At 69.2% G+C, this 24,406-nt stretch carries 20 protein-coding genes; 1 reads left to right on the forward strand and 19 read right to left on the reverse strand.

What is annotated here, in order from left to right; genetic code table 11:
• Position 1: 1 nt before the first annotated feature.
• From AJAP_RS31560 to AJAP_RS31595, 8 genes are all read right to left on the reverse strand, one after another.
• A complete protein-coding gene (locus tag AJAP_RS31560) occupies positions 2 to 1,111 on the reverse strand; it encodes a DegT/DnrJ/EryC1/StrS family aminotransferase (RefSeq protein ID WP_038518216.1) in 1,110 nt (369 codons plus the stop codon).
• Positions 1,108 to 2,085, reverse strand: coding sequence for an NAD-dependent epimerase/dehydratase family protein (locus AJAP_RS31565; protein WP_038518219.1), 978 nt, complete (start codon positions 2,083 to 2,085; stop codon positions 1,108 to 1,110). The genes AJAP_RS31560 and AJAP_RS31565 overlap by 4 nt, the downstream gene beginning before the upstream one ends.
• A gap of 1 nt (position 2,086) precedes the next feature.
• On the reverse strand, positions 2,087 to 3,496 hold the full coding sequence (locus tag AJAP_RS31570; protein WP_038518222.1) for an NDP-hexose 2,3-dehydratase family protein: 1,410 nt from the start codon (positions 3,494 to 3,496) through the stop codon (positions 2,087 to 2,089).
• Between the two features lie 5 nt (positions 3,497 to 3,501).
• Positions 3,502 to 4,572, reverse strand: a complete 1,071-nt coding sequence (locus AJAP_RS31575; protein ID WP_038518225.1) for an alpha-hydroxy acid oxidase — start codon at positions 4,570 to 4,572, stop codon at positions 3,502 to 3,504.
• On the reverse strand, positions 4,569 to 5,621 hold the full coding sequence (gene hppD / locus AJAP_RS31580; protein WP_038518227.1) for a 4-hydroxyphenylpyruvate dioxygenase: 1,053 nt from the start codon (positions 5,619 to 5,621) through the stop codon (positions 4,569 to 4,571). Before hppD ends, AJAP_RS31575 begins: the two co-directional genes overlap by 4 nt.
• 110 nt (positions 5,622 to 5,731) lie before the next feature.
• The gene (locus AJAP_RS31585; protein ID WP_038518230.1) at positions 5,732 to 6,922 is read right to left on the reverse strand and encodes a cytochrome P450; all 1,191 of its coding nucleotides are present in this window, start codon (positions 6,920 to 6,922) and stop codon (positions 5,732 to 5,734) included.
• Positions 6,923 to 6,936: 14 nt separating this feature from the next.
• Positions 6,937 to 8,670, reverse strand: a complete 1,734-nt coding sequence (locus AJAP_RS31590) for an amino acid adenylation domain-containing protein (protein ID WP_038518233.1) — start codon at positions 8,668 to 8,670, stop codon at positions 6,937 to 6,939.
• Positions 8,667 to 9,497, reverse strand: a complete 831-nt coding sequence (locus AJAP_RS31595; protein ID WP_038518236.1) for an alpha/beta fold hydrolase — start codon at positions 9,495 to 9,497, stop codon at positions 8,667 to 8,669. Before AJAP_RS31595 ends, AJAP_RS31590 begins: the two co-directional genes overlap by 4 nt.
• Before the next feature lie 166 nt (positions 9,498 to 9,663).
• On the opposite strand from AJAP_RS31595, the gene AJAP_RS31600 reads away from it, so the two are divergent.
• Complete coding sequence (locus AJAP_RS31600) at positions 9,664 to 10,950, forward strand: aminotransferase-like domain-containing protein (protein ID WP_038518240.1); 1,287 nt, start codon at positions 9,664 to 9,666, stop codon at positions 10,948 to 10,950.
• 336 nt (positions 10,951 to 11,286) lie between these two features.
• Here the strand turns inward: AJAP_RS31600 and AJAP_RS31610 are convergent, their stop codons facing one another.
• The 11 genes from AJAP_RS31610 to AJAP_RS31660 all read right to left on the reverse strand — a co-directional run bounded on the left by AJAP_RS31610 (position 11,287) and on the right by AJAP_RS31660 (position 24,386).
• Positions 11,287 to 12,327, reverse strand: a complete 1,041-nt coding sequence (locus AJAP_RS31610) for a methyltransferase (protein ID WP_038518246.1) — start codon at positions 12,325 to 12,327, stop codon at positions 11,287 to 11,289.
• Between the two features lie 63 nt (positions 12,328 to 12,390).
• Positions 12,391 to 14,208: an ArnT family glycosyltransferase gene (locus AJAP_RS31615; protein ID WP_084098404.1), complete on the reverse strand. Its 1,818-nt coding sequence runs from the start codon at positions 14,206 to 14,208 to the stop codon at positions 12,391 to 12,393.
• 13 nt (positions 14,209 to 14,221) lie between these two features.
• Positions 14,222 to 15,031, reverse strand: a complete 810-nt coding sequence (locus AJAP_RS31620; RefSeq protein ID WP_038524261.1) for a PIG-L deacetylase family protein — start codon at positions 15,029 to 15,031, stop codon at positions 14,222 to 14,224.
• Positions 15,032 to 15,063: 32 nt separating this feature from the next.
• Positions 15,064 to 16,188 carry a glycosyltransferase gene (locus AJAP_RS31625; RefSeq protein ID WP_038518252.1) on the reverse strand — a complete coding sequence of 375 codons (1,125 nt, stop codon included), beginning with the start codon at positions 16,186 to 16,188 and terminating at the stop codon, positions 15,064 to 15,066.
• Between the two features lie 19 nt (positions 16,189 to 16,207).
• A complete protein-coding gene (locus AJAP_RS31630) occupies positions 16,208 to 17,020 on the reverse strand; it encodes a class I SAM-dependent methyltransferase (protein ID WP_038518254.1) in 813 nt (270 codons plus the stop codon).
• 25 nt (positions 17,021 to 17,045) lie between these two features.
• A complete protein-coding gene (locus tag AJAP_RS31635; protein ID WP_038518257.1) occupies positions 17,046 to 18,260 on the reverse strand; it encodes a glycosyltransferase in 1,215 nt (404 codons plus the stop codon).
• Between the two features lie 15 nt (positions 18,261 to 18,275).
• Positions 18,276 to 19,493: a glycosyltransferase gene (locus AJAP_RS31640; RefSeq protein ID WP_038518260.1), complete on the reverse strand. Its 1,218-nt coding sequence runs from the start codon at positions 19,491 to 19,493 to the stop codon at positions 18,276 to 18,278.
• Positions 19,494 to 19,514: 21 nt separating this feature from the next.
• On the reverse strand, positions 19,515 to 20,672 hold the full coding sequence (locus AJAP_RS31645; RefSeq protein ID WP_038518263.1) for a glycosyltransferase: 1,158 nt from the start codon (positions 20,670 to 20,672) through the stop codon (positions 19,515 to 19,517).
• Between the two features lie 12 nt (positions 20,673 to 20,684).
• Entirely contained in the window at positions 20,685 to 21,926 is a 1,242-nt protein-coding gene (locus AJAP_RS31650) for a cytochrome P450 (RefSeq protein WP_038518266.1), read from the reverse strand.
• Positions 21,927 to 22,042: 116 nt separating this feature from the next.
• A complete protein-coding gene (locus AJAP_RS31655; protein ID WP_038518269.1) occupies positions 22,043 to 23,239 on the reverse strand; it encodes a cytochrome P450 in 1,197 nt (398 codons plus the stop codon).
• A complete protein-coding gene (locus tag AJAP_RS31660; protein ID WP_038518271.1) occupies positions 23,229 to 24,386 on the reverse strand; it encodes a cytochrome P450 in 1,158 nt (385 codons plus the stop codon). The genes AJAP_RS31655 and AJAP_RS31660 overlap by 11 nt, the downstream gene beginning before the upstream one ends.
• Positions 24,387 to 24,406: the final 20 nt, after the last annotated feature.

Raw genomic sequence — 24,406 nt, forward strand, 5'->3', positions numbered from 1 at the left:
GTCAGAGGGTGGAAAGGACTTCGCGGACGGCGTGGATGACCTTGTCCTGCAGGTCGGGTGAGAGCGCGGGGTACATCGGCAGCGAGAAGATCTCGCCTGCCAGCTTCTCTGTGACCGGGAGCGAACCCTTCTCGTAACCGAGGTGGGCGAATCCGGCCATGGTGTGCACCGGCCACGGGTAGCTGATGTTGAGGTGGATGTCGTAGGCCTTGAGGCGTTCGAGGATCTCGTCACGATGCGGGTGCCGCACCACGTACACGTAGTACACGTGCTCGTTGCCAGGGACGGTCTTCGGCAGCTTCAATTCGGTGTCGCCGAGGGCGTCGACATAGCGCTGGGCGACGGCGCGGCGGCCGGCGGTGTAGGCGTCGAGCCGCTTGAGCTTGCGCCGCAGGATCTCGGCCTGGACCTCGTCCAACCGGCTGTTGTGGGCCGGCGTCTCGACCGTGTAGTAACGCTCTTCCATGCCGTAGTACCGCAACCGGCGCAGCTTCGCGGCCACCTTCTCGTCCGACGTGATCGCCGCGCCGCCGTCGCCGTAGGCGCCGAGCACCTTGGTGGGATAGAAGGAGAACGCGGCCGCGTCGCCGGTCGTGCCCGCGATCGTGCCGTCCTGCCGGGCGCCGTGCGCCTGGGCACAATCCTCCAAAAGGGACAGTCCGTGTTCCGCGGCGAGTTCCTTCAGCGGGGCCATGTCCACGCACTGGCCGTACAGGTGGACGGGAAGCAGGCATTTGGTGCGCTCGGTGATGGCGGCCTCGACCTGGCCGGTGTCCATCAGGAAGTCGTCCTCGCGGACGTCGACGAAGACGGGAGTGGCACCGGTGCCGTCGATCGCGACCACGGTCGGGGCGGCGGTGTTCGACACCGTGATCACCTCGTCGCCCGGCCCGACACCCAGCGCCTGCAGGGCGAGCTTGATCGCGTTCGTGCCGTTGTCGAGCCCGACGCAGTGCCCGATGCCGTGGTACGCGGCGAATTCCGTCTCGAAGCCGCGCAGGCTCGCGCCGAGCACGAGCTGCCCCGAGTTGAAGACCGTCTCGACCGCGTCGAGCAGGTCTTCGCGTTCGGTCTCGTATTCGGCGAGGTAGTCCCATACGCGCGTGGTCATGTGCGAGCCTTTCCGTGAACAGGGGTGGTCAGCGCGGCGACGGTGCGGCGCACTCCTTCGGGCAGTGATATCTCCGGACGCCAGCCGGTGATCGCCCGGAACGGCGTGGAATCGATGGTGACGCTGCGCAGATCCGTCGCCGGCGCGTGCGACGGGGGTTCCACACAGGTCACGTCCACCGGGGCGCGGCCGGTGTGGTCGGCCATTTCCTTGGCCACGAGCCGGAAGACGTCGGCCAGCTGGTCTCCCCGGCCGGCACCGAGCAACCAGTGGCCGCCGACCAACGCGTCCGGGGCGGCCAGCGCCGCGGTGAACGCCGCCGCGATGTCCTCGACGTGGACGAGGTCGCGGCGCACGGTGCCGTCGCCCCAGATGGTGAGGTCCTGGCCGTCGAGCGCCCGCCGCGCCATCGCGGACACGACACCGCGGTCGGGATTCGCGCCCTCGGCCGGGTTCTCGCCGAACACCGTGGGCAGCCGCAGGCTGATCCCGCGCACGAGGCCGTCGGCCGTGGCCTTCTTGAGGACCTGCTCCGCCGCCAGTTTCTGCTTGTCGTAAGGGGTTCCGGGCTCGTCGGTCTCGCTGCCGTCGATCGGTTCCCGGGGCGGCACACCGACCTGCGACGCGGCCCCGCCGTAGATCACCAGCGGAGGTTTCCCGCTGACAGCGCCGATTACGTCGACGAGATCCCGCATCACGCCCAGGTTCACGCGTTCGGCTTCCTCGGTCTCGGCCACCCGCCAGCCGCCGTCCGCCAGCAGCAGGTACACGATCGCGTCCGAGCCCGCGACCGCGTCGGCCAAAGCGGCGCGGTCGGTGAGATCGGCGGCGACGACGGTCGTTTCGGCCGGGCCGGGCGGCGGCGTGACAGACCTGCGCGCCACCGCTCGCAACCGGATCGGTTGCCGCGCCAGCGCGCGGGTGACGGCCGAGCCGACGAAGCCCGACGCCCCGAGGACGGTGATCAGCTTCATTTCATGCCTTTCCTTGCGGCTGCGCCGTCGCGGCGTTGATACAGGCGAGCAGGGTGCGGGCTTCGACGTTGACGTAGTGCCCGTGCCGGGTGAGCGCGGTGAGCTGGGCGGGCGTGACCCAGGCGTAGCCGGGCGGGACCACGGTCGTGTCGTCCGCGTCGATCGCGAGATAGCGGGCCCTGACGTTGAGGAAACGGCCGCCCTCCTCGGAATGTACCGCCTCGTACCGGATCCGCGAGCGCGGCGCGTCGAGGACGAGGTCGAGGAAGGGCGGGCGGCTCTCCGGCGGCAGGTGCGCGTAGTTGTGGGGCGTGCACTGGACGGTCGGGGCCAGCTCGACAGTGTCCAGGAAACCGCCGTCGGCGCGGGCGTGCACCAGGACGTGCGGCACGCCGTCGATCTCGCGCACGAGGAACGCGACGACCCCCGTGCCGACGGATTCCAGCAGCGGCTGGGTCCAGCTGATCTTCTCGCGGTTGCTGCCCTTGACCGCGACCGCGAGGACCTTGAAGTAGCGGCCGTCCTCGTGCTCGATCGCTTCGACACCCTGTTTCCAGCCGTCGACGTCCGTGAGCGGGATGCGCCGCGCGCGGACGTCGTGGCGCGAACGCTCGTTGGTGAACCACGACAGGAGCTGGATGTCGGAGAGCAGCGCGCCGGAAGCCCTGTCGTGGTACGGAAGACACGACAGCACGCTCCTGGCGTTCATGTTGATCGTCTCGTCCTCGTGCATCAGCTCCGCGATCTGGCCGAGGGTGAGCCAGCAGAAGTCGTCCCACATCGGCACGTCGTCGACGGTCTCGACGATCATGTTGCGATTGGACTTGCGGAAGAACCACGAGCCCTGCTCGGCCTGCAGGACGTCGACGATGATCCCCTCCGGATCGGGCGGGGCGAAGTACTCGATCAGTTTGACGTTCGTGCCGCCGTGCGCCTTGGTGTAGTTGCTGCGGGTGGCCTGCACGGTCGGTGAGAGCTGCACGAGGTTCGGGTTCCCCGGCTCCATCTTGGCCTGCATGAGGAAATGCAGGACACCGTCGAACTCCTTGGCCAGGATGCCGAGAATGCCCACCTCGGGCTGTTTGATGACCGGCTGCCGCCATTCGCGGTACGGCCCGTCGCCGTGGGGGCCGTCGGCCTCGACCACGTGCAAGCCCTCGATGGCGAAGAACCGTCCGCTGCTGTGCACGAGATTCCCCGTCACGTCCTCGAACCACCACTGGTCGAGATCGGCGAAGGAGATGCGTTCGACGTGGAAGACGTTGGCCTCACGGCGTTCGGCGATCCAGGCGCGGACGTCCTCGGTCCGCATGTGCACGCCGTCGGTCGTCGCGGCCGACCGGGCGATGCGGTCGGCGTGGTCGCGATCGGCACGAGGACGCACCGTCGCGGGCGCGAGAAGGGGCAGCATGGACCTCACCTTTCGTACCGAGTGCTCAACCGGCGGGCCGCGCTCACCGAGTCGCAGCCCGCCAGGCCCAGTGCGTTCCGGAGTTCGACGGCGAGCAGGTCGAGCACCTGACGGGCGCCCGCCTGGCCGTCCGCGGCCAGCCCCCACATGAAGGGCCGCCCGATCAGTACCCCCGACGCGCCGAGGGCGAGCGCCTTGAGCACGTCCCCGCCGGTCCGGATCCCGCCGTCCAGCAACACTTCGCAGCCGCCGGAGACGGCGTCCGCGATCTCCTCCAGCATCGCGATCCCCGGTACGGCCCCGTCCAACTGACGGCCTCCGTGGTTGGACACCACGATCCCGGTGGCTCCCGCGTCGACGGCGCGCACCGCGTCCTCGACCGCGAGGATCCCCTTGAGCACCACCGGAAGGTTCGTGTGCGCACGGACCGCCTCGACGGATTCCCAAGTGGCCGGGGCGAATTCCCGCGCGGTGTGGTCGGCGACGGCGGAAAGCCCTTCGGTACGGCGATGCGCGGCCGCACCGGCGTCGAAGTTGGCCGCGGTCACCGACTCCGGCAACGCGAACCCGTTCCGCATGTCCCGCAGCCTTCGTCCCATCCACGGCACGTCGACGGTGAACACGATCGCCTCGCAGCCTGCGTCCTCCGCCCGGCGCACGAGCTCCAGTGACCGCTTTTCGTCGCGCAGCCAGTACAACTGGAACCACGGCCGTCCGCCTACCACCGCGATCTCCTCGAGCGGGACACTGCTCAGGGTGCAGATGGTGTACGGCACCCCGGCGTCACGCGCCGCCCGTGCCGCCGCGAGTTCGCCTTCGGGATGGAACAACCGCTGGTACGCGACCGGCGCGACCGCCACAGGGAGCGAAGCGCGCCGGCCGAGAACCTCGGCCTCGGTGGTGCCGCCGGTCAGCTCGCGCAGCATCCGGGGGATCACGAAGATCCGGTCCAGCGCGGTGCGATTGGCCGCCAGTGACGCCTCGGCGCCGCTGCCCCCGGCGAGGAAGTCCCAGATCTCGCCGGGCAGCGCCGTCCGTGCGGCACGTTCGAGGTCGTCCAGGCAGAGGTGGGTCATCGCCGGGCGGGGCCGAGCTTGCTCTGCCCGGTGCGCTCCAGCTCCACGGCTTCGTACAGGGCCTTGATGTTGGAGCTGCCGAACGTTCCGGCGCCCTGCCGCTCGATGATCTCGAAGAAGATCGTCTTACGCGGATGCGTGGAGGCGGTGAAGATCTGGAACAGCTGGCCGCCGTGGTCCTCGTCGGCGAGCAGCTTCGTCTCGCGCAGATCGTCCAGCGAGTGCGTCTCCAGCTCGATCCGCTCACCGAGCAGGTCGTAGTAGGCGTCCGGGGTCTTCAGGAATTCCACGCCACGCGCGGAAAGCTCCTTGACGGCGCGGACCGCGTCCGGGCTGGTGAAGGCGATGTGCTGGACGCCGGACCCGTGGTGCTCCTTGATGAAGTCGTCGATCTGGCCGGGGTCGGCGGTCTTGTCCGGCTCGATCAGGGTGAGCGTGACCGCGCCCGACGTGCTCTGCACGACGGTCGAGTTCATCGCCTGCGCACCGACCACGATGTGCTCTTCGAAGATCTGCTTGAAACCGAGCGCGCGCTCGTAGAACGCCACCGTGGGGCCGAGATCGCCGGCGTTCAGGCACACCGCGAAGTGGTCGATCACGCCCAGTTCCACGCCGCCCTTGCCGCGCGGGGCCTCCTCGGCGACGTCGCTCTGGATCAGGGTGTGCACGACATCGCCGAAACCGCTGACGGTCGCCGTGAGGACCGAGTCCACGCCCTTCTCCGGCTCGCGGAGGGGTTTCGCTCCCGCCTTCACCGCGGCTTCGAAGGCCGCGGCCACGTCGGTGGTACGCAGCGCGATGTCGGCCACCCCTTCACCGTGGGTCTGCAGGTAGGTCGCCCCGGGGTGCCGGTCCGACAGCGGCTCGGTCAGCACCAGCGCGATCGCGCTGTGCCGCAGCGTCACGCTCCGGTGGTCGGCCGACCGGTCGGTGGCCGTGACGGAGAAGTCGTACTTGTCCAGCCAGCCGGACGCGGCCACCTCGAGGTTGGCCACATACATTTCCACATAGTCGATCTCGAAATTCTGCGTGTTTTCGTGAGAAGACAAGACATTCCTCCGTGGAATAGATGTAATCCTCAATCACAGGATGGCGCGAAGCCATTTCCGCATCAATGGTGTCCGCTTGACACTTCGGTCCACATCGGACGGACGTCGGGTCAGCGGCCCGTGAACCGCACCGGGAGCTCCCGGTATCCCTGTACGACGACCGCCCGCAGCCAGGACGGGTCCTTCACCAGCTCCACCCGCGACACCCGCCCGGCCACCTCCCGCAGCACCACCGCCAGCTCGATCCGCGCGAGCGCGGACCCGAGACAGTGGTGCATGCCGTGCCCGAAAGCGATGTGCCGGTTGGGTTTCCGCCCCGCCCGGAACGTGTCCGGCTCGTCGAACACGGCGGGATCCCGGTTCGCGGCGGGAAGCCACGCGACCACCGGTGTGCCGGCTTCGAGGTCGTGGCCGTTGATCGTGACCTCGCCGGTCGTCACCCGCAACACGTGCATCGCGGGCGAAGTCCAGCGCAGCACCTCGTCCACGACGGTGTCGACGTCGGCGTCCCCGTCCCGCACCTGGGCCAGAAGTCCCGGCACGGTGGCGAAAGCGTGCACCGCGCCGGTGATCGCGTGCCGCGTGGTCTCGTTGCCGCCGATCAACACGTTGTCGCAGTTGAGCAGGACGTCGTCGATCGAGAGCTCGTCGTCGGAAAGCAGGGTGCTGACGAGATCCTCGCCGGGGCTCGCCCGGCGAGCGGTGATCAGCTCGTCGAAGTAGACGAGGATTTCGGTGTGCGCCTGACGGGGCGTCATCCCGTCGAACAGTTCGTCCTCGCCGCCGAACGCGTGGTTCGTCAGGTCGATGAGCATGTCCTGGTCTTCGGCGGGCACACCGAGGATTTCGCAGACGACGGCGGCGGGGATCCGCGGGCCGATCGCCGCGGCCACGTCGCACACCTCGGCGTCGAGCACCCGGTCGAGGACGCCGGTCACCTCGGTCCGCACCCGTTCCGACAGTTTCCGCGCCGCCGCCCGCGAAAGCAGCGGCCCCACCAGTTTGCGCAGTTTCCGGTGCTGGTCCTGTTCGGAGACCACCATCATCTGACCGCCCGAGTTGTCGGGATGATCGCGGTCGAAGCCGATCATCATCCCGTACTCGGAGGTGAACGGGGCCGACGGCGCGAGCACCGCCGCGCACGCCTGATGCGAGAACACGGACCAGAACCCGCTGGGCGAGCTGCCCGGGCCGCTCCACACCATCGCGTCTTCCGCCGCGTACTCGCGCCACCGGTCGTGCCGGGCCAAGGTCGTGTACAGGTCGGGATCGCCGAGGTCGACGGCTGTCGTCGTCTGCATGAATGGTCTCCAGGTCAGGTGTGTGCGCCGTCGAGCACCTTGGCGAGTCGAGCCACTGTCGGGGCGTCGAAGAACGCCTGCACCCTCAGCCGGATCTTCAAGCGTTCGCGGACCCGGCTCACGAGGCGAGTCGCGAGCAGCGAATGGCCGCCGATCTCGAAGAAGCTGTCCTCCACCCCGACGGTGCTGACGCCGAGGACTTCGGCGAACAGCTCGGCGAGGATGATCTCCGTGGGGGTGAGCGGTGCCCGTCCGGCCGCGCGTCCGGCGTGTTCCTCTTCGGGAGTGGGCAGGGCGACCCGGTCGATCTTGCCGTTGGGCGAGACCGGCAGGCTCGGCAGACCGACGACCACGTCGGGCACCAGATATCCGGGCAGCTGTTCACGAAGCGGCGTCAGGAGTTTTTCGGTGGGCACGCGTTCGCCACCGGCGCCGACCACATAGGCGACGAGCCTGTTCTCGTGCTCGGTCACCACCGCCTGGGCCACGCCGTCCACCGCCAGCAAGGCGGCTTCGACCTCGCCCGGTTCGATCCGGTGGCCGCGCACCTTCAGCTGGTCGTCGACCCGGCCGACGAAGACGTACTGACCGTCCGGACGCGTCCGCACCCGGTCACCCGTGCGGTACATGCGCCCGCCCGGGCCACCGAAGGGATCCGGCAGGAACCGTTCCGCGGTCGCGGCCGCTCTTCGGAGGTAGCCGCGGGCGAGACCGGGCCCCACCGCGTACAGCTCGCCGACGTCGCCGTCCTCGACGGGGCGCAGCCGGTCGTCCAGGACATAGGTACGGACACCGGTGATCGGCCTGCCGATCGGCGGCGTCTCCTCCCCGGTCAACGGCTCGCTCGCGGTGACCGCCACCGTGGTCTCGGTCGGACCGTAGGCGTTGATCATCACGCGGTCCACGGCCCAGCGTTTCGCGACCGGGGCCGGGCACGCCTCGCCGGCGACCAGCAGCGTCAGCCCGGCGGGGAGGCCGCCCGCCTCCTCCAGCGGCGCCAGCGCCGACGGCGGCAACGTGACATGGGTGATCCGCTGGTCGCGCACCAGCCGGGAGAGGGGCTCACCGGGTACCAGATCCGGCGCGGAAGCCAGGACGAGACACCCACCCGCCTGCCAGATCGGCCAGAATTCGGCGACCGCGGCGTCGAAGCTGGGCGAGGCGAAGGCCAGCAACCTGCTGCCGGGCCCCAGTTCCTGACGGCGCACGTAGTCGTCGGCCAGGTTCGGGATCCCGCGATGCGTGACCAGCACGCCTTTCGGCCGCCCTGTCGAGCCCGAGGTGTAGATGACGTACGCGGGATGGCCGGGACGCAACGGACCGATCCGGTCTTCGTCGCCCAGGTTCGGCTCTTCCCGGCCAGGCTCCCGCGCCACGCTCAGGATGACGGGGGCACCGGCCACGTCCTGCCCCGGCAGGCACAAGAGGCAGTGCGCCGCCGCGTCGTCCAGCATCTGCCGCTTGCGTTCCTCCGGATAGTCCGGATCGACCGGCACGTACGCCGCGCCTGCCTTGTGCACGGCCAGAATCGCGATGACGAACTCGATCGACCTCGGCATCGCCAGCGCGACGAGCCGCTCCGGGCCGACTCCGTGCGCGACGAGCCGCCGGGCGAGCCGGTTGGCCTCGCCGTTCAGCTCGGCGTAGGTGAGGGTGGTGCTGTCCATCGCCACCGCAGGCCGATCCGGCAGCACGGCTGCGGTCGCCTCGAACAGGGCGGGGGTCGTGGCCGCCGAAAGGACGGTCATACGGTCTCTCCCAGTGTCTCGGACGATTCGGTGCGGAGGAACCGGATCAGCTCGCGGTTCACCGCTTCCGGGTTCTCCAGGTAGCCGAAATGCCCGCACTCGGGAATCGTGCGGTAGGTCGCGCCGGGGATCGCGGAAGCCAGCTCCAGCCCGGCCGCCGGTGGCGCCACGAGGTCGTGCTCGAACGAGACGACGTGACAGGGCACCTTGATCTCCTGGTAGAAAGCGAGGCGATCCGGCAACGCGCTCAGCAGCAGCTGCGACCGGACACCCGGGCCCCAGGATCCCGCCGCCGCGAACAGATCGAGCCAGTCTCCGGTGAGGTCGTCGTCGGCGAGCGTCGCGGGCCCCAGGTTGTGCATGGCGCGGACCGCGGCGAGGAAACCCGGCGGCAGCTCGATGCCCTGCTCGATCAGCTTCGCCTCACCCTCGGCGAGCTCGCGCTGGACGAGACTGCTCTTGCCGCAGGCGGCCATCAGCACGACCGATTCCAGCAGTTCCGGATGGGCGAGCGCGACCTCTTGCGCGATATAGGAACCCATCGACGTGCCGACGATCCGGCACGGCACCGCGTCCAGATAGTCGATCAGGGCGGCCACATCCGCGACGAGGTCATCGATGGTGAATCCGTCCGCGCCGTCGTCGCTCGGCGGGATCCCGCGATTGTCCATCGTGATCACCCGGAAACCGGCGGCGCGGAGCGCGGGCACCTGATGCAGGTCCCACACCGAACTCGGCGCACCGGTGCCGGTCAGCAGAAGGACCGGCGGACCGTCGCCACAATCGTTGTAGGACAACCGGATCCCGTTCTCGGTTGTCATCAGCATGATGCTCCTTGAGGGAAAAGGGCTGCTGCGCCAAGACGTGGCGCGGATCCGACCGTACCTTCGAAAGATCCGGTGTCAAAGAGCATCGGCAATGGACAATTCCCGGAAAAGGGGCGTCCACCGTCTCTTCTTGACACTCCGACGGACTGTGGAAATCCTAGTATTCATGGATTCAAACGGTCTGTCCACTCACTTGAACGTGGAAACGCTGCACGGATCGCTCACCGATCCGGCCATCTCGTCGATGAACCTGCTGAACGAACTGATCGACGAATACCCTGTGGCCATTTCCATGGCGGCAGGCCGGCCGTATGAAGAGTTCTTCGACATACGGCTCATTCACACCTACCTCGACGCCTATTGCGACCATCTCCGGCGCGACCGGAAAATGGACGAGGCCGTGGTGACCCGCACGCTCTTCCAATACGGCACCACCAAGGGCGTCATCGCCGATCTCATCGCCAAGAACCTCGCCGAAGACGAGAACATCGACGCCGCCCCGGAATCCGTCGTCGTCACGGTGGGCGCGCAGGAGGCGATGTTCCTGGTCCTGCGCACACTGCGGGCGGGCGAGCGCGACGTGCTGCTCGCCCCCGCCCCCACCTACGTCGGACTGACCGGGGCGGCGCTGCTCACCGACACTCCCGTGTGGCCGGTGCGGTCGAACGAGAACGGCATCGATCCGGACGACCTCGTCCTCCAGCTGAAGCGCGCTGACGAGCAGGGCAAGCGGGTGCGCGCCTGCTACGTGACCCCCAACTTCGCCAATCCCACCGGCACCAGCATGGACCTGCCTTCGCGCCACCGGCTCCTCGACGTCGCCGAATCGAACGGCATCCTGCTCCTGGAGGACAACGCGTACGGCCTGTTCGGCTCCGAGCGGCTGCCCTCGCTGAAATCCCTCGACCGGTCGGGATCCGTGGTCTACCTCGGTTCCTTCGCCAAGACCGGCATGCCCGGCGCCCGGGTCGGTTTCGCGGTGGCCGACCAGCGGATGGCCGACGGCGGCCTGTTCGCCGACCAGCTTTCGAAGCTCAAGGGCATGCTCACGGTGAACACCTCGCCCATCGCCCAAGCCGTGATCGCCGGGAAGCTCCTGCTCAACGACTTCAGCCTCACCAAGGCCAACGCGCGGGAAATCGCCATCTACCAACGGAACCTGCGGCTGACGCTCGACGCGCTGGAGCGCGGGCTCGGCTCGTGCGAGGGCGTCAGCTGGAACACGCCGACGGGTGGTTTCTTCGTCACCGTCACGGTGCCGTTCGTCGTCGACGACGAACTGCTCGAAACCGCCGCCCGCGAACACGGCGTGCTGTTCACCCCGATGCACCACTTCTACGGCGGCAAGGGCGGATTCCACCAGCTCCGGCTGTCGATCAGCCTGCTCACGCCGGAACTGATCGAAGAGGGCGTCGCGCGGCTCGCGGCGTTGATCAAGCCGCGGCTTCCCTGAGCGTTTCACGCGAAAAGCCCCCATCCGTTGGTGAGGATGGGGGCTTCTTCGTGCGCCGGGTGCTGGTGGGGGCTGCGGCTGAGGTGAAGGGGCCCATCGCCGCGTCTGATGCGGCGATGGGCCCCTTCAGCCCATTCCGGCCGGTCTGGGTTGCGTCGGGTCCCGACATCCGTGATGCGAAAGCCACTTTCGCAACGTTGAAGGTTGCGAAAGTGGCTTTCGCAACCTTCCCGGACCCGCGCCCGGCCCCTCGGAAGTACATGAAGGCCCCCTTCACTGCGTCTAGCGCAAGGAAGGGGGCCTTCATGTACTTCTAGCGACACCAACCGCCGTAGGTCAGGGCTTCGTACCGGTCACCAGCGCGTGCTCGAACGGCAACTCGACCGAGCGCACGTCGACGCATCCGACCGACTTGAGCCACGCCGCGGCCTCGGCCTGCGGCCAGGCCATCCCCCGCCCGGTGGCGAGAATGTTGAGGTACAACGAAAGCCGTGCCGAAAGCGGGCCGCCGGTCTCGTCGTCCGCGGCCGCGAACCCGTAGATCGAGATCTTCCCGCCGGACGGCAGCACCTCGTACGCCTTCGCCAGCAACATCACACACTGCTCGGCCGTGAAGGTGTCGAGGACGTGGCTGAACAAGGCGTGGTCGGTGCCGCTGGGGAACGGGTCCGTCAGCAGGTCGGCCGGGTGCAGGGTGAGCCGGTCGGTGACCTCGGCGGGCACCCGCTGTTCGGCGAGCGCCACGCTGCTGGCCAGGTCGAGCAGGGTGGCCTTGAGGCCGGGGTTGGCCTTCAGCAGGGCCGCCGCCGTGGTGCCGTCACCGCCGCCGACGTCGAGCAGATGCCGCGACGACTTCACGTCGATGTGCTCCAGCAGTCCCGGCATCGTCTGCAGCGAGAACGCCGACATCGCCGTGTAGAAGATCCGCGCCTTCTCCGGGTCGTTGCCGAGCCGCGCGTAAAGCGTGTCGCCCGGGCCCTCGAGGGCGTCGAGGGCCTCGTTGGTGCCGGCGCGCAGCGCGGAGGTCATCCGCGCGAACGCCGGGTAGTAGATGGTCTTCCAGCTGAGCAGGATGTGCTGCCAGCTCTCCGGCCCGGTCGTGGCGAGCAGCTCGGTCGCGACCGGGTGGTTCACATAGTCGACACCCCGCTTCTCGATCAGGCCCGAGGTGGTCAGCGCGAGCATCAGCACGCGGACCTTGTGCGGCTCCAGGCCGGTGAACTCACCGAGCGCCGCGGCGTCGGCACCGCCGCGCTCTTCCAGGAAGTCGAAGATGTCCAACTCGATGCCGGACACCACCGCGTTGAACAGCGCGGGGCCGTTGGCGATCAGCTGGAAACGACGGTGGACCTCGGTGGAGTCGAGCGATTCCTGCATCGGCAGATTTCCTTTCCGGCCGGCGGAGACTTCCGCAGACGTTGAGAACGACACCGGCCCGCCTCAGAAGGAGCCGGACGCCGGTCCGGCATTGGCGTCGAAAGAGCTGCCGGAGTAATCGGGATGGAGTACGGAGAAGGCATAGGTGGCGGGCGCGGCGATCATCGCCACGACCCCGAGCACGAGCGCCGCCGTGACCAGGGATTTCGACGCGCTTTCCCGCACTCGCGCCAGGATCAGCACGACGAGGGCGGCGACGCCGAGCACGAGCGTGCCCCATTTGGCCCACGGCAGGAAGTTCGGGTAATGGGACCACAGCCAGGCGCCCCAGGCCAGTTCCGCGGCGATCGCGATCGGCAGGATCCAGCCCTGCCTGCCGCCGTTGCGGTAGGCGCGCCAGAAGGTCACGATGCCGAGCCCGGAAAGGGCGGCGATCGCGGGAGCGAGCGAGGCGACGTACGCGGTGTGCGCGACGTCGCTCGCGCTGAAGACGACGAGGAAGGTCACCAGCCAGACGCCCCACATCACCAGCCCGCCGCGCACCGGGTCGGTGCGTTCGGCGCGGCGCCACCACCAGAGCCCGCACAGCAGAGACAGCAGGGCGAGCGGGAACAGCCAGGCGATCGCGACACCGAGGTGACCGTCGAGGAGTTTGGTCGCCCCCATCGGATCCGCCCGTGTCTCCACTTTGGACTGATCCGGCTGCGGGCCGCCCGGACCGAGCGGCTGGTCGCCGTCGGCCTTCGGGCCGAGGTTCCCGTTCTGCTCGTCTTGGTGCTTGGTCCCGAAGTTCCCGTTCTCGTCGAGGCCCTGACCGCCACCGGGGCCTTGCGGATCCCCGGGGCCGCCTTCCGGCCCACCAGGACCGCCACCGGGGCCGTCACCAGGACCGCCCTCGGGACCACCAGGGCCACCAGGACCACTGGGGAAGTCACCGGGTCCGCCGCCGGGACCGCCCGGCCCGAGCGACGGCAGGCCGCCGCGGCCGTTGGGGTCCTCGGCGCCGGGCAGGTGGACACCGATGCGGCCGAGACCGTTGTAGCCGAACACCATGGCGAACGCGCTGTTGTTCGTCGTGCCGCTGACATGCGGCCGCGCGCTGTCCGGGGTGAAGGTGTAGAGCGCGATCCACGACAGCGACACCGCCAACGTCACCACACCGGCGATGCCCAGATGCGTCACGCGGCGGCGCAGCTCGACCGGGGCGGTGAGCAGATAGCCGATGGCCAGCGCGGGCAGGATCATCCACGCCTGCACCATTTTCGCCTGGAAGCCGATCCCGACCCAGACACCCGCCAGCACCAGCCACTTCAGCCGCGCCTCGAGCACGGCGCGCTGGTAGGCGTCGACGGCGAGGACCAGGCACATCGTGAGCAGGCCGTCCTGCATGCTGTGCCCGAACATCGACGCGAGGACCGGGGTGAGGGTGAAGACGCCGGCGGCGAGCAGGCCGGGCACCACTCCCGCCCAGCGCCGCACGACCCGGTACATCACCAGCACCGAGATCACGCCCTCGATCACCTGCGGCAGCGCCAGCGACCATTCGTGGTAGCCGAAGATCTTGGCCGAGATGGCCTGCGGCGCGAACGATCCGGCGAGTTTGTCGAGCGTGTACGTGGCCCCCGGGTCGACGGTGCCGTAGAAGAACGCCTTCCAGCTCTCGGACATGCTCTTGGCCGTGTCCGAGTACAGCGGCGCGAAGTCGACCCTCGGCAGGTTCCAGGCGTAGAGGACCAGCGCCACGAACGCGATGCCCAGCAGCGCCGGACGCGCCCACGGCGGCTGATCGGCGGGCGAACGCCAGAACGCCCAGCGGCCGCGCACGCCCTCGGGGGCGTCCGATAATGATGGTGACGGCAGATGAGTGAGTGTTGCGGACACTCCGGTACCTCGCTTAACCGTTGTCTTCGTCGACGAGAACGGGCCAGATGGTTTCGCCGAATCCGCCCCGCGGTGAGTTCTTCCGCGCGTGCTCGTCCAGCCTCGCGAAGAGATTCTTGTTCCGGCCGTTGAGCATCGTCAGCTGGGAAGAATAACACTCCACGGCTTCGTTCTTCCGTTTCCAATTCTCCGCGGTCGCGGGAACGAATTCGGAACCCCCGAGGTGGAAACCGGGCGGTAATTCGACCTTTCCCGGAGTGAACATCGAATACGGGAGGTCTTCCCACAGCCGTATCGGAACGTTCATCGCACGCGCGGCGGACAACGCGGCGTCACGGGTGGCCAGGTTGTCGGGATGGTCCACGACGGCCGCGCACGTGACGATCAGCGTCGGCTCGAATTCGGCGACGATCGCCTCGATGTCGTCCTTGATCTCGGCGACGAGACCGTCATCGCCCGGTGAATCCTGGGCCAAAGCGAGCTTTTGCCCGCCCTCCACGTGATCCGTGAGCCATCGGCCGTCCGGCAGCCTCCGGTAGATGGAGTCGAGGAACCGGCCGTGCCGGTACGCCAGCCCGAGATGGGCGAGCGCGGCGATGTCCTCGTTCCGGCGATGGAGAGGCGCGTCGTCCTCCGGGGAAAGACCCCAGACCGCGTGCATACGCTCCGCCGCCGCGGAATACGGAGGTGGCGCCGTTCCGGCGAAGACGGTGTCGACGAGTACCTCCGCGCCGTCCCGCGCCGCCTGGGCGAGACCGGCGCCGAAGGAAAGGACCGCGTCGTCCAGATGCGGGGAGATCGCCAGCAGCCGGCGTGGAGGCATGGTGCTGATTTTGGTCACCGCCTTGTCGCGCTTCAACCGACGAGCCTGGACAGCGCCTGTGCCGCCACCGTCGTGCCGTCGGTGCGGATCGTGCCGGCGACGGCCTTCGCGCGGGCGCGGGTTTCCGGCGCCAGCGCGGTGACGAGCGCGGCGGACAACGAATCGACCGTCGGGTTCGGGCCGTCGTGCGCCACGCCGATGCCCAGTTCGGCCACCTTGGCGGCGAAATGCGGATGATCCGCGATCTGCGGGACCACGATCTGCGGAACGCCTGCCAGAGCCGCCACATGCGTCGTCCCGGTGCCGCCGTGATGGACGGCCGCGGCGACCCTGCCGAACAACGCCTGCAGGTTCTCCTCACCGACGGCCAGACAGTCGGCACCGTCGTCGGGCAGCGTCAAACCGGCCCAGCCGGTGGAAAGCACGACCCGGCGGCCCTGCGCGCGGATCGCCTCGACGGCCACCTTGGCGATGCCGGCGGGGGCGGGCGAGCAGCCGAAGCCGACGTACACCGGCGCCTCGCCCGCGGCGAGAAACGCTTCCAGCCGCGCAGAAAGCGGCCGATCGTCAGGGTGGATCCAAGCACCGGTCCGGACACCGCCGTCGGCCGGGGCCAGGACGGGATCCGCCGCCAGGAAGGGTTTGTCGGTGCTGCTGAAGTCGTACAGGTTCTTCACCGGCGGGAGGCCGATCGCGGCGCGCAGTTCGTTCAGCGCGCCGCCGAACATGCCGTCGGCGCCGTTGTTGTACATCCCCCGGTGTTCGGGCGACGGCACGAGCACCGGCGAAGGCACGACGTAGAAGTACGGGATGCCCAGTTTCTCGGCCACCGAACGGACACCGATCGCGCCCGACAGCAGCCCGGTCGCCACCACCGCGTCACAGCCCTCGGCGGCCGCCGGGATCTTCTCGAACTGCTCGGCGATCCCCGCGATCGCGGCCTCGGGCGATTCGGGCGGTCCGCCCAGCGCGCCCGCCTCTTCGAGCACCGGCTTGCCGACGACGACGTGCGGCACTCCGACCTCGGCCAGCCGCGCGGTGTAGTCCGGCGGGGCGCACATCCGTACCTCGTCGCCCTGCTCGCGCAACCGGAGTGCCAGTGCCAGCAGCGGTTCGATCTCGCCGCGGGTTCCGTACGACCAAAACAGCACGCGCATTTCGTATCCCCTGGATGCTTCAGCGCCGGACCGCGGCGATGCCGACCGTGGCGTAGTTGATGGTGAACGAGCCGCCGATCTCGTCGATCGCCGAGCCGAGGTACGCCAGGAACCGGGCACGCGCGTCTTCCGCGAGGTGGTTGAGCCCGCCCTGGGTCGGGATCTGGTCGAGCCATTCGTCCCGTGTGCAGACGCGCGACCACTCGAACCGCAGTTCCTCCGGCTGAGTGAACGCGCCGGTGCGGAGGATGCCTTCGGCCGCCTTCACGTACTGCTTGGCGTAGATCTGCTCGACGTACTCTTCGACGTCTTCGTCCTTTTTGGACGGAGGTTCGAACTTCACGTCCGGCATCGCGTGCCGGTACGCCTCCCCCTGTGCCGTCATGACGGCTTCCGGGAGTTCGAACCCGTTGTCGAACAACGCGATCAGCCCCTGGGGAACGAGCACGTCCGCCACCTTGGCCGCGCCCGCGAACGGGTCGACCCAGTGCCACGCGGTCCCCGAAGTGACCGCGTCGAAGGTGCGGCCCGCCGGGTCCCAGTCCTCGAACTTGGCGACCTCGACGTCGAGCCCACGCCTGCGGGCGACCTCCGCCATCCGCGCGTCCGGTTCGACACCGAGCACCGTGCATCCCGCCGCCTGGAACGGGCGCGACGAGAGACCGGTCCCGCAGCCGACGTCCACGAAGCTCTTGCCGGGGCTCAACGAGACGATCCGGTCGACCAGTGCCTCGGGATAGGTGGGACGGGCGCGGTCGTACCGTTCGGCGTCGGCGCCGAACCACTGCGCCATCTGCCGGTTCTCGTGCGGTGCTGCAGCCAGATCGGACATGTTCCTCACCCTGGTCGGTTGATGGTCAAACGGAAACGCGGCCGACGGCGGCGCGCAGGCGCTCCGCGGCCACGGTCGTCCCGTCGCCGCGGAGCGTGCCCGCGACGGCCTTCGCCCGGGCACGGGTCTCCGGGGAGAGCGCGGTGACGAGCGCGGCGGACAGCGAGCCGAAGGTCGGGGCCGGGCCGAACTCCTCGAACGCCACACCGATGCCCAACGCGGCCACCTGCTCGGCGAAGTACGGCTGATCGGTGATCTGCGGCAGCACGACCTGGGGGACGCCCGCCCGCGCGGCCACGGTCGTCGTACCCCCGCCGGCGTGGTGGACGACGGCGGCGACGCGGCCGAACAACGCCTGCAGGTTCACTTCACCGACGGCGAAACAGTCGGCTCCGTCGTCGGGAAGCGCCATGTCCGCCCAACCACGGGAGAGCACCACCCGGTGCCCCTGCGCCCGGATCGCCTCGACGGCCAGCTTCACCGTGTCCGCGATCTCGGGCGTGCTGCCGAAACCGACGTACACCGGCGGCGGACCCGCGGCGAGGAACTCCTCCAGGTCCGTGGGAAGCGGCCGCTCGTCGGGCAGAATCCACGCGCCGGTCTGGACGGCGCCGAGTTCCGGCCGAGGCGGGGCCAGGACCGGATCCGCCGCCATCCAGGGCTGTTCGGTGAAACCGTATTCGACGAGGTTCCCCACCGGCGCCAGGCCGAGCTCCGCGCGACGGCCGTTGAGCGCGTCCGCGTAGCGCTGGGAGAAGACGTCGGTGTAGAAGTCCCACAGCGCCCGGTTGTCGTCCATCGCCTCCTCCGGCGGCCGTCCGTCGCCCCGCGACAGCGGCGGCGGGTAGTACGGCGACGGCAGGTAGATCGGGCAGTAGGCGGCGTAGAAGTACGGGATGCCCAGGCTTTCCGCCACCGACCGCACGGCGATGGCGGCGGAGAGGACGCCGGTCGCCAGCACCACGTCACAGCCCTCGGCGGCCGCCGGGACCGCGTCGAACTGCTCGGCGAGCTCGTCGGCGGGACGCCGGGGTTCCGGCCCTTCCGCCATCCCCTCCATCATGGCGCGCAACGACTGCCCGACCGGGACGACCTCGATGCCGAACTCGGTCAGCCGCTCCACGGTGTCCGGCGGCGCGCACACCCGCACCTCGGTGCCGAGTTCCCGCAACCGCACCGCCAGCGCGACCACCGGCTCGACGTCGCCGCGGAGTCCGGTCGTCGACAACAACACACGCATTTCGTATCCCCTGGTTCAGACGGAAACGCGGTCGACCGCGTCGAGGAGGAATTTCGCGGCCACGGCGGCCCCATCGGTGCGGACCGTGCCCGCCACGGCCGCCGCCCGCTCCCGGACCTCCGGGGCGAGCGCCGTCTCGAGCGCGGCGGACAGGGATTCGAAGGTCGGCGTCGGGCCGTCGTGCGCCACGCCGATGCCCAGCTCGGCCACCCGGCCCGCGAAGTACGGCTGGTCCGCGATCTGCGGGACCACGACCTGCGGAACACCCGCCCGGGTGGCCGTGGTCGTCGTCCCCGCGCCACCGTGATGGACGGCCGCGGCGACCCGGCCGAACAGCAACTGCTGGTTGCCCTCCCCCGCCGCGAAACAGTCGCTCCGGTCGTCGATCAGCGCCAGATCGGCCCAGCCACGGGAAAGGATCACGCGGTGTCCGTGGGCGCGCACCGCTTCGACGGCGACCTTGGCGGCCTCCTCAGGGGCGCGCATGCTGCCGAAACCGACGTACACCGGCGGCGGACCCGCGGCGAGGAACTCCTCCAGCTCCGCGGAAAGCGGCCGCACGTCGGGCAGTGTCCAAGCGCCGGTCTGGACGACGTCGAGATCCGTCGGCTGCAGCGGGGCCAGCGACGAGTCGGCCGCGAGCAACGGGTGATCGGTGAAGCCGTAGCCGAAGACGTCCTCGACCGGCGGCAGACCGATCGCGGCCCGCTGGGCGTTGAGCGGCTCGCCGAACCGCCTGAGGGCGCTGCGGCTGTTGCGCTCCCACAACGCGCGGTTGTCGGCCCCCTCCGGCGCGGGCGGCTCGCCCAGCGGAGGCGGCGGCGCGTAGTGCGGCGACGGGATGAAGCGCGGGCAGTAGAACCCGTAGTAGTAAGGGATGCCCAGCTTCTCGGCCACCGACCGGACGGCGACCGCGGTGGCCAGCATCCCGGTCGTCACCACGACGTCACAACCCTCGGCGGCGGCCGGGACCTCGGCGAACTGGACGGCCATCGCCTCGGCCGAAAGCCGCGGCCCGTCCTCGGGCGACGGCGGTTTCGCGTCCTTGATCGCCGTGCGGGTCGACTGCCCGACCGGCACCAGCGGGACACCGACCTCGGCCAGCCGCTCGGAGGAGTCCGGCGGCGCGGCCATCCGCACCTCGGCCCCCGCCTCCCGCAGCCGCACCGCCAACGCCACCAGCGGTTCGACGTCTCCGCGGCTTCCGGACGTCGCCAGCAACACGCGCTTCACGTAATTCCCCGTTCTTTCAGGTCAGGCGGGAACCGACGGCTTTTCGCGGCTGACCGCGTCACGCAGCAGGTCCACGGCCACCGTGGTCCCGTCGGCGCTGGTCGTCTCGGCGACCTCGATCGCCTTGGCCCGGGTCTCGGGATCCAGTGCCGTGGTGAGCGCGGCGGACATGGCTTCGAAGCTCGGCGCCGGCCCCTCCAGGGCGACCCCGATCCCCAGCTCGGCGACCCGGTCGGAGTAGTACTGCTGGCCGACGATCGACCGCACGATGATCTGCGGGGAGCCCGCCCGGGTGGCGATATGGGTCGTGCCGGTGCCGTCGTGGTGGATGGAGACGGCGACCCGGCGGAACAGCTCCTGCAGGTTCACCTCGTCGACGGCGAAGCAGTCGGCCTCGTCCTCGGGCAGGTCCAAACCGGCCCAGCCGCGGGAAAGGATCACACGGTGGCCCTTCGCGCGGATGGCCTCGATGGCCACCTTCGCCGCGTCGGCGGTGCCGGACGAACTGCCGAAACCGACGTACACCGGCGGCGCTCCGGCGGCGAGGAACGCCTCCAGGTTCGCGGGAAGCGGCCGCTCGTCGGGCAGGATCCACGCGCCGGTCTGCACGGCCTCATGCCGCGGCTCCAGCGGCGCGAGGATCGGATCCGCCGCCAGCAAAGGCTTTTCGGTGGAGCAGTAGTCGAAGAGGTTCTTCACCGGCGCCAGGCCGATCTCGGCACGCTTGGCGTTGAGCGCGTCGCCGAACAGGCCGTCGGCGCCCTGGTTGTACATCTCCCGCTGCGGCGCTTCGAGGTGGCTCGGGAGGTGGATCGGGCACAAAGCGACGTAGTAGTACGGGATTCCGAGCTTCTCGGCCACCGACCGCACCGCGACGGCGCCGGACAGCAGACCGGTCGCCACCACGACGTCGCAGCCTTCGGCGACGGCGGGCATCTGGTCGAACTGATCGGCGATCCCGGCGGCCGCGAGCTCGGGGTCCCGTCCCTCGCCGTCGTTCATCCCGCGGTCCGGCCGGGGGACCGGCACCAGCGGCACGTCGAGCTCGGCCAGCCGTTCGGCGCTGTCCGGCGGCGCGCACACCCGCACTTCCGCGCCGGATTCCTTCAACCGCGCCGCCAACGCGACCAGCGGTTCGACGTCGCCGCGTGATCCACACGCCCACAACAACACGCGCATTGCGCTTCCCCTCTACCAGGTGACCGGCAACTGATCCGGGCAGTCGATGAACGCGTTCCGGAGCTTGACCTCGTCGTTGGACACCGCCAGGCGCAGCCCGGGGAATCGCTGCCACAGCGACTGATACGCCATCCGCAGCACCGACCTCGCGATCGCGGCGCCGATGCAGTAATGGATGCCGTGCCCGAATCCGACGTCGGAAACCGGCGGGCGCCGCGCGTCGAGAACGTTCGGGTTCGGCGTCAGCGCTTCGTCGCGGTTGGCCATCAGGATCGAGCAGAGGACGTAATCCCCCGCCTTGATCAGCTGTCCGCCGACGACGACGTCCCGGAGCGCCATCCGCGGATTCGGCTGCTGCACCGGCGAGAGATAGCGCAGCAGTTCGTTGACGACCCGGTCCGCCTGCTCACGGCCTTCGAAGAGCAACTGCTTCTGTTCGGGGTGGTCCAGAAGCGCGAGCACGCCGAAGCCCAGCATTCCCGCGACGGTCTCGACACCGCCGAGCAGCAGCGCCGTGCACAGGCCTTTCAGCTCGTCGTCGGTGACATTGTCCCCGTGTTCGCGCACCAGCATGCCGAGGAAACCGTCGTCGGGATCCTTGCGCTGGCGGGTGATGAGACCGAGCAGATACTGGTTGAACGCCGCGCTGTCGGCGGCCCTCGCCTTGAAACCGCGGCTGAGGTCGACGTTGCGCCGGATGCGGCGGATGAACTCGTTGCGGTCGTCGCGCGGGATCCCGAGGAGTTCACAAAGGACACCGCCACCCACCGGATCGGCGAAAAGTCCTTGTACGTCAGCGGGTGGGCCTTCGGCCTCGACCTCGTCGAGACGTTCGTCGATGAGTTCCTGGATCGCCGGTTCCAGCCGGCGGATCCGCCGGACGGTGAACTCCGGCGTCAGCATCCGGCGCAGCCGCGTGTGCTCGGGCGGGTCGTAGGTCGAGATCTGCCCGACGAACTGCGGTGCCATGGGAACGTCTTCGCCGTTGGTCGTCCGTTCGGCTTCGGCCTCGGTCAGCCGGGGGCGCGTCGTGAAGTTCTCGTGGTCGCCCAGGATCTTGCGCACGACGTCGTACCCGAGTGCCTGCCAGACATAGCCCTTGCCGAGCTGCGTGGACGCGTCACCGAGAATCCGGACCAAGGGGCCCTTCTCCCGCAACGTGAACATGTCCTCGTGCGGGTCGCAGTGCGTCCTCATCATGTAGTTCGCGGTCGGCTCCACGGCCGGCGCGACCTCGTCGATTGCGTGCTCCATACCGAGTGGAAGCTCCTTCATAGACCAGGAATCGCGGTCCGGCCCGGGGCCGCGCCGCAATCTTCATCCGCGATCGGGCGGGACGTCCAGCGCCGCCATGGACGCTCAGTGCGTACTCACCACTCGACCATCAGGCTCGTGAGCCCGTAAGCCGGTGTGGTGAGGCGGAACATGGTGTCCTTCTCTGGATCCGCGAGCCTCAGGCCGGGAAAACGCCGCCACAGCGACGTGAAGACCGTGCGCAGTTCGAGCCGCGCCAGCGAAGCGCCGAGACAGTGGTGGATCCCGTGCCCGAACGCCACATGCGGCACGGGCTCGCGGGTCAGATCGAGCCGGTCCGGATCCGGCACCAGCGCGGGATCGCGGTTCGCCATGGGGAGCGAACACAGAACGGTCTCGCCCTCCTTGATCACCTCGTCCCCGATGGCGACGTCCTCCATCGCCGTCCGGGGGGTCGGGGCGTACGGCACGGTGAGATACCGGATCAGCTCGTCGACCGCCCGGTCCGCCGCCTGCCCGTCGCCCCGCACCGCGGCGAGCTGATCGGGATGCCGCAGCAACGCCAGCACGCCGAGGCCGATCATGCCGGAGATGTTGTCGTCACCGGCCAGCATCACCTGCACGCAGAAGCCTCTCAGCTCCTCGTCGGTGGCCTCGTCACCGTGTTCGGCGACGACCGCCCCGATCAGCCCCTCGCCGGGTTCCTCGCGGTTCCTGGCGATCATCGCCAGCAGGTAGCGGGAGAACGCCTCACCCGCGGCCGCTCGTCTCCGCTGGCTCAGCGAAGCGTCGAGATGTCCGTGGCACAGCTTGAGGAACATGGCGCGGTCGTCACGCGGCACCCCGATCAGTTCGCACAGCACGGCTCCCGGCACCTCGTCGGCGACGAGTTCGATCACGTCGGCGGGAGAACCCTCGTCCTCCATGGCATCGAGCCGTTCCGACACGATCTGCTCGATGTACGGCTCCATGCGCCGCATCTTGCGCAGCGTGAACCCCGGCGTCAGCTTCTGCCGCATCCGGGTGTGCTCGGGCGGGTCGTAGTCCATCAGGTTGCCGACCAGCTCCTGCGGCCGGAAGATGCCTTCCCCGCCGACCTCGTCCTGCTCGTGCCACCGGCGCCGGGTGCTGAAGCGCTTGTGGTCGCCCAAAACCTGGCGCACGACGGAGTGCCCCGCCGCCATCCAGATGGTCTCGGCGTCCGCGCCGGTGCCCACCGTGACCTTCGACAGCGGTCCGGCGGCACGCAGTTCGTCCGCCGGATCGAGGTCCTGTCTGCGAATGTGCAGCGGACGCGTGTCCTCACCACTCAACGGGGAGCTCCTCGATGTTGAACGGCGCGGGTTTGCCGGCCACGAACCGCAGTTCCTCCTCCGGCACCGCCAGCCGCAGGCCGGGGAACCGCCGGGCCAGGATCGGCAGCGCGACCCGCAGTTCGAGCCTGGCCAGCGGGGCGCCGACACAGTGGTGGATGCCGTGCCCGAAGGCCAGATGCCCCGGGCTGTTCTCCCGCGTGATGTCGAACTTGTCGCCGAGCGTGCGGTTGACCGCCAGCATCGAGCAGGTCAGCACGTCACCGGCGTGGATCTCGTATCCGGCGATGTCCAGGTCGACGAGCGCCGTCCGCGGCGAAGGGGCCTCGACGATCGTCGGGAAGCGCAAGACCTCCTCGGTCGCGCTGTCCACGAGCTCCGGCCGTTCGCGCAGCAGCGACAGCTGGGCCGGGTTCGTCGCGAACAGGAGCACCGCCATGGCCAGCTGGGCGGCCATCTGCTCGACGGCCACGATCAGGATCGCCTCTGCGAGCCCCGACAGTTCCTCGTCGCTGACCTTGTCGCCGTGCTCACGCGCGATGAACCCGATCAGCTCGTCACCGGGATCACGGCGTTCGCGGGCCGCGAGCTTCTCGCAGTAGTTGACGACACCGAGGCTCGACTGGGCCCGCTGCTTGGGAATCCGGCTTTCCCGGCTGTCGCGGATCATCCGCGACAGATCGGCCTGGTCGTCGCGCGGGACACCGAGGAACTCGCACGCGATGAGCGCCGGCATGGGCCAGCCCGCGTACCGGACGAAGTCGATCGGCGAGCCCATGCTCTCCAGATCGTCCAGGCCCTCCTCGATGATCTCCTCGACCCGGGGCCGCAACCGCTCGATCCGGCGGACGCTGAACGCCCCGGCCACCGTGCCACGCAGGCGGGTGTGGTCGGGCGGGTCGTAGGCCTGCAGGATGCCCGGCAGATGGGCCCGGTCCGCCTCGTCGTCGACCGGCCGCATCGAGCTGAACCGGGTGGCGTCGGCGAGGATCTCGCGCACCTCGTCGTATCCGGTGACCAACCATTGCCTGCGGCCGTTCAGCCCCGTCTCCGTGTCGTACCGGTGCAGGGGGCCTTCTTTTTGCAACGCGGAGAGCTCCGGCGCCGGATCGAGCCGGATCCGCTGATGCGGCAAGGGAACTACCATGATTCTCCTCAGGTTTCCGG

The organism is Amycolatopsis japonica (genome assembly GCF_000732925.1).
Taxonomy (GTDB): domain Bacteria; phylum Actinomycetota; class Actinomycetes; order Mycobacteriales; family Pseudonocardiaceae; genus Amycolatopsis; species Amycolatopsis japonica.

What these genes read in the sequence shown, in the direction of transcription:
- AJAP_RS31600 (WP_038518240.1), top strand. Translation starts at nt 9,664, where the DNA reads ATGGATTCAAACGGTCTGTCCACTCACTTGAACGTGGAAACGCTGCAC.
- AJAP_RS31565 (WP_038518219.1), bottom strand. Translation starts at nt 2,085, where the DNA reads ATGAAGCTGATCACCGTCCTCGGGGCGTCGGGCTTCGTCGGCTCGGCC.
- AJAP_RS31635 (WP_038518257.1), bottom strand. Translation starts at nt 18,260, where the DNA reads ATGCGTGTGTTGTTGTCGACGACCGGACTCCGCGGCGACGTCGAGCCG.
- AJAP_RS31575 (WP_038518225.1), bottom strand. Translation starts at nt 4,572, where the DNA reads ATGACCCACCTCTGCCTGGACGACCTCGAACGTGCCGCACGGACGGCG.
- AJAP_RS31630 (WP_038518254.1), bottom strand. Translation starts at nt 17,020, where the DNA reads ATGTCCGATCTGGCTGCAGCACCGCACGAGAACCGGCAGATGGCGCAG.
- AJAP_RS31625 (WP_038518252.1), bottom strand. Translation starts at nt 16,188, where the DNA reads ATGCGCGTGCTGTTTTGGTCGTACGGAACCCGCGGCGAGATCGAACCG.
- AJAP_RS31585 (WP_038518230.1), bottom strand. Translation starts at nt 6,922, where the DNA reads ATGCAGACGACGACAGCCGTCGACCTCGGCGATCCCGACCTGTACACG.
- AJAP_RS31570 (WP_038518222.1), bottom strand. Translation starts at nt 3,496, where the DNA reads ATGCTGCCCCTTCTCGCGCCCGCGACGGTGCGTCCTCGTGCCGATCGC.
- AJAP_RS31595 (WP_038518236.1), bottom strand. Translation starts at nt 9,497, where the DNA reads ATGCTGATGACAACCGAGAACGGGATCCGGTTGTCCTACAACGATTGT.
- AJAP_RS31660 (WP_038518271.1), bottom strand. Translation starts at nt 24,386, where the DNA reads ATGGTAGTTCCCTTGCCGCATCAGCGGATCCGGCTCGATCCGGCGCCG.
- AJAP_RS31645 (WP_038518263.1), bottom strand. Translation starts at nt 20,672, where the DNA reads ATGCGCGTGTTGTTGTGGGCGTGTGGATCACGCGGCGACGTCGAACCG.
- AJAP_RS31650 (WP_038518266.1), bottom strand. Translation starts at nt 21,926, where the DNA reads ATGGAGCACGCAATCGACGAGGTCGCGCCGGCCGTGGAGCCGACCGCG.
- AJAP_RS31590 (WP_038518233.1), bottom strand. Translation starts at nt 8,670, where the DNA reads ATGACCGTCCTTTCGGCGGCCACGACCCCCGCCCTGTTCGAGGCGACC.
- AJAP_RS31610 (WP_038518246.1), bottom strand. Translation starts at nt 12,327, where the DNA reads ATGCAGGAATCGCTCGACTCCACCGAGGTCCACCGTCGTTTCCAGCTG.
- AJAP_RS31560 (WP_038518216.1), bottom strand. Translation starts at nt 1,111, where the DNA reads ATGACCACGCGCGTATGGGACTACCTCGCCGAATACGAGACCGAACGC.
- AJAP_RS31620 (WP_038524261.1), bottom strand. Translation starts at nt 15,031, where the DNA reads ATGCCTCCACGCCGGCTGCTGGCGATCTCCCCGCATCTGGACGACGCG.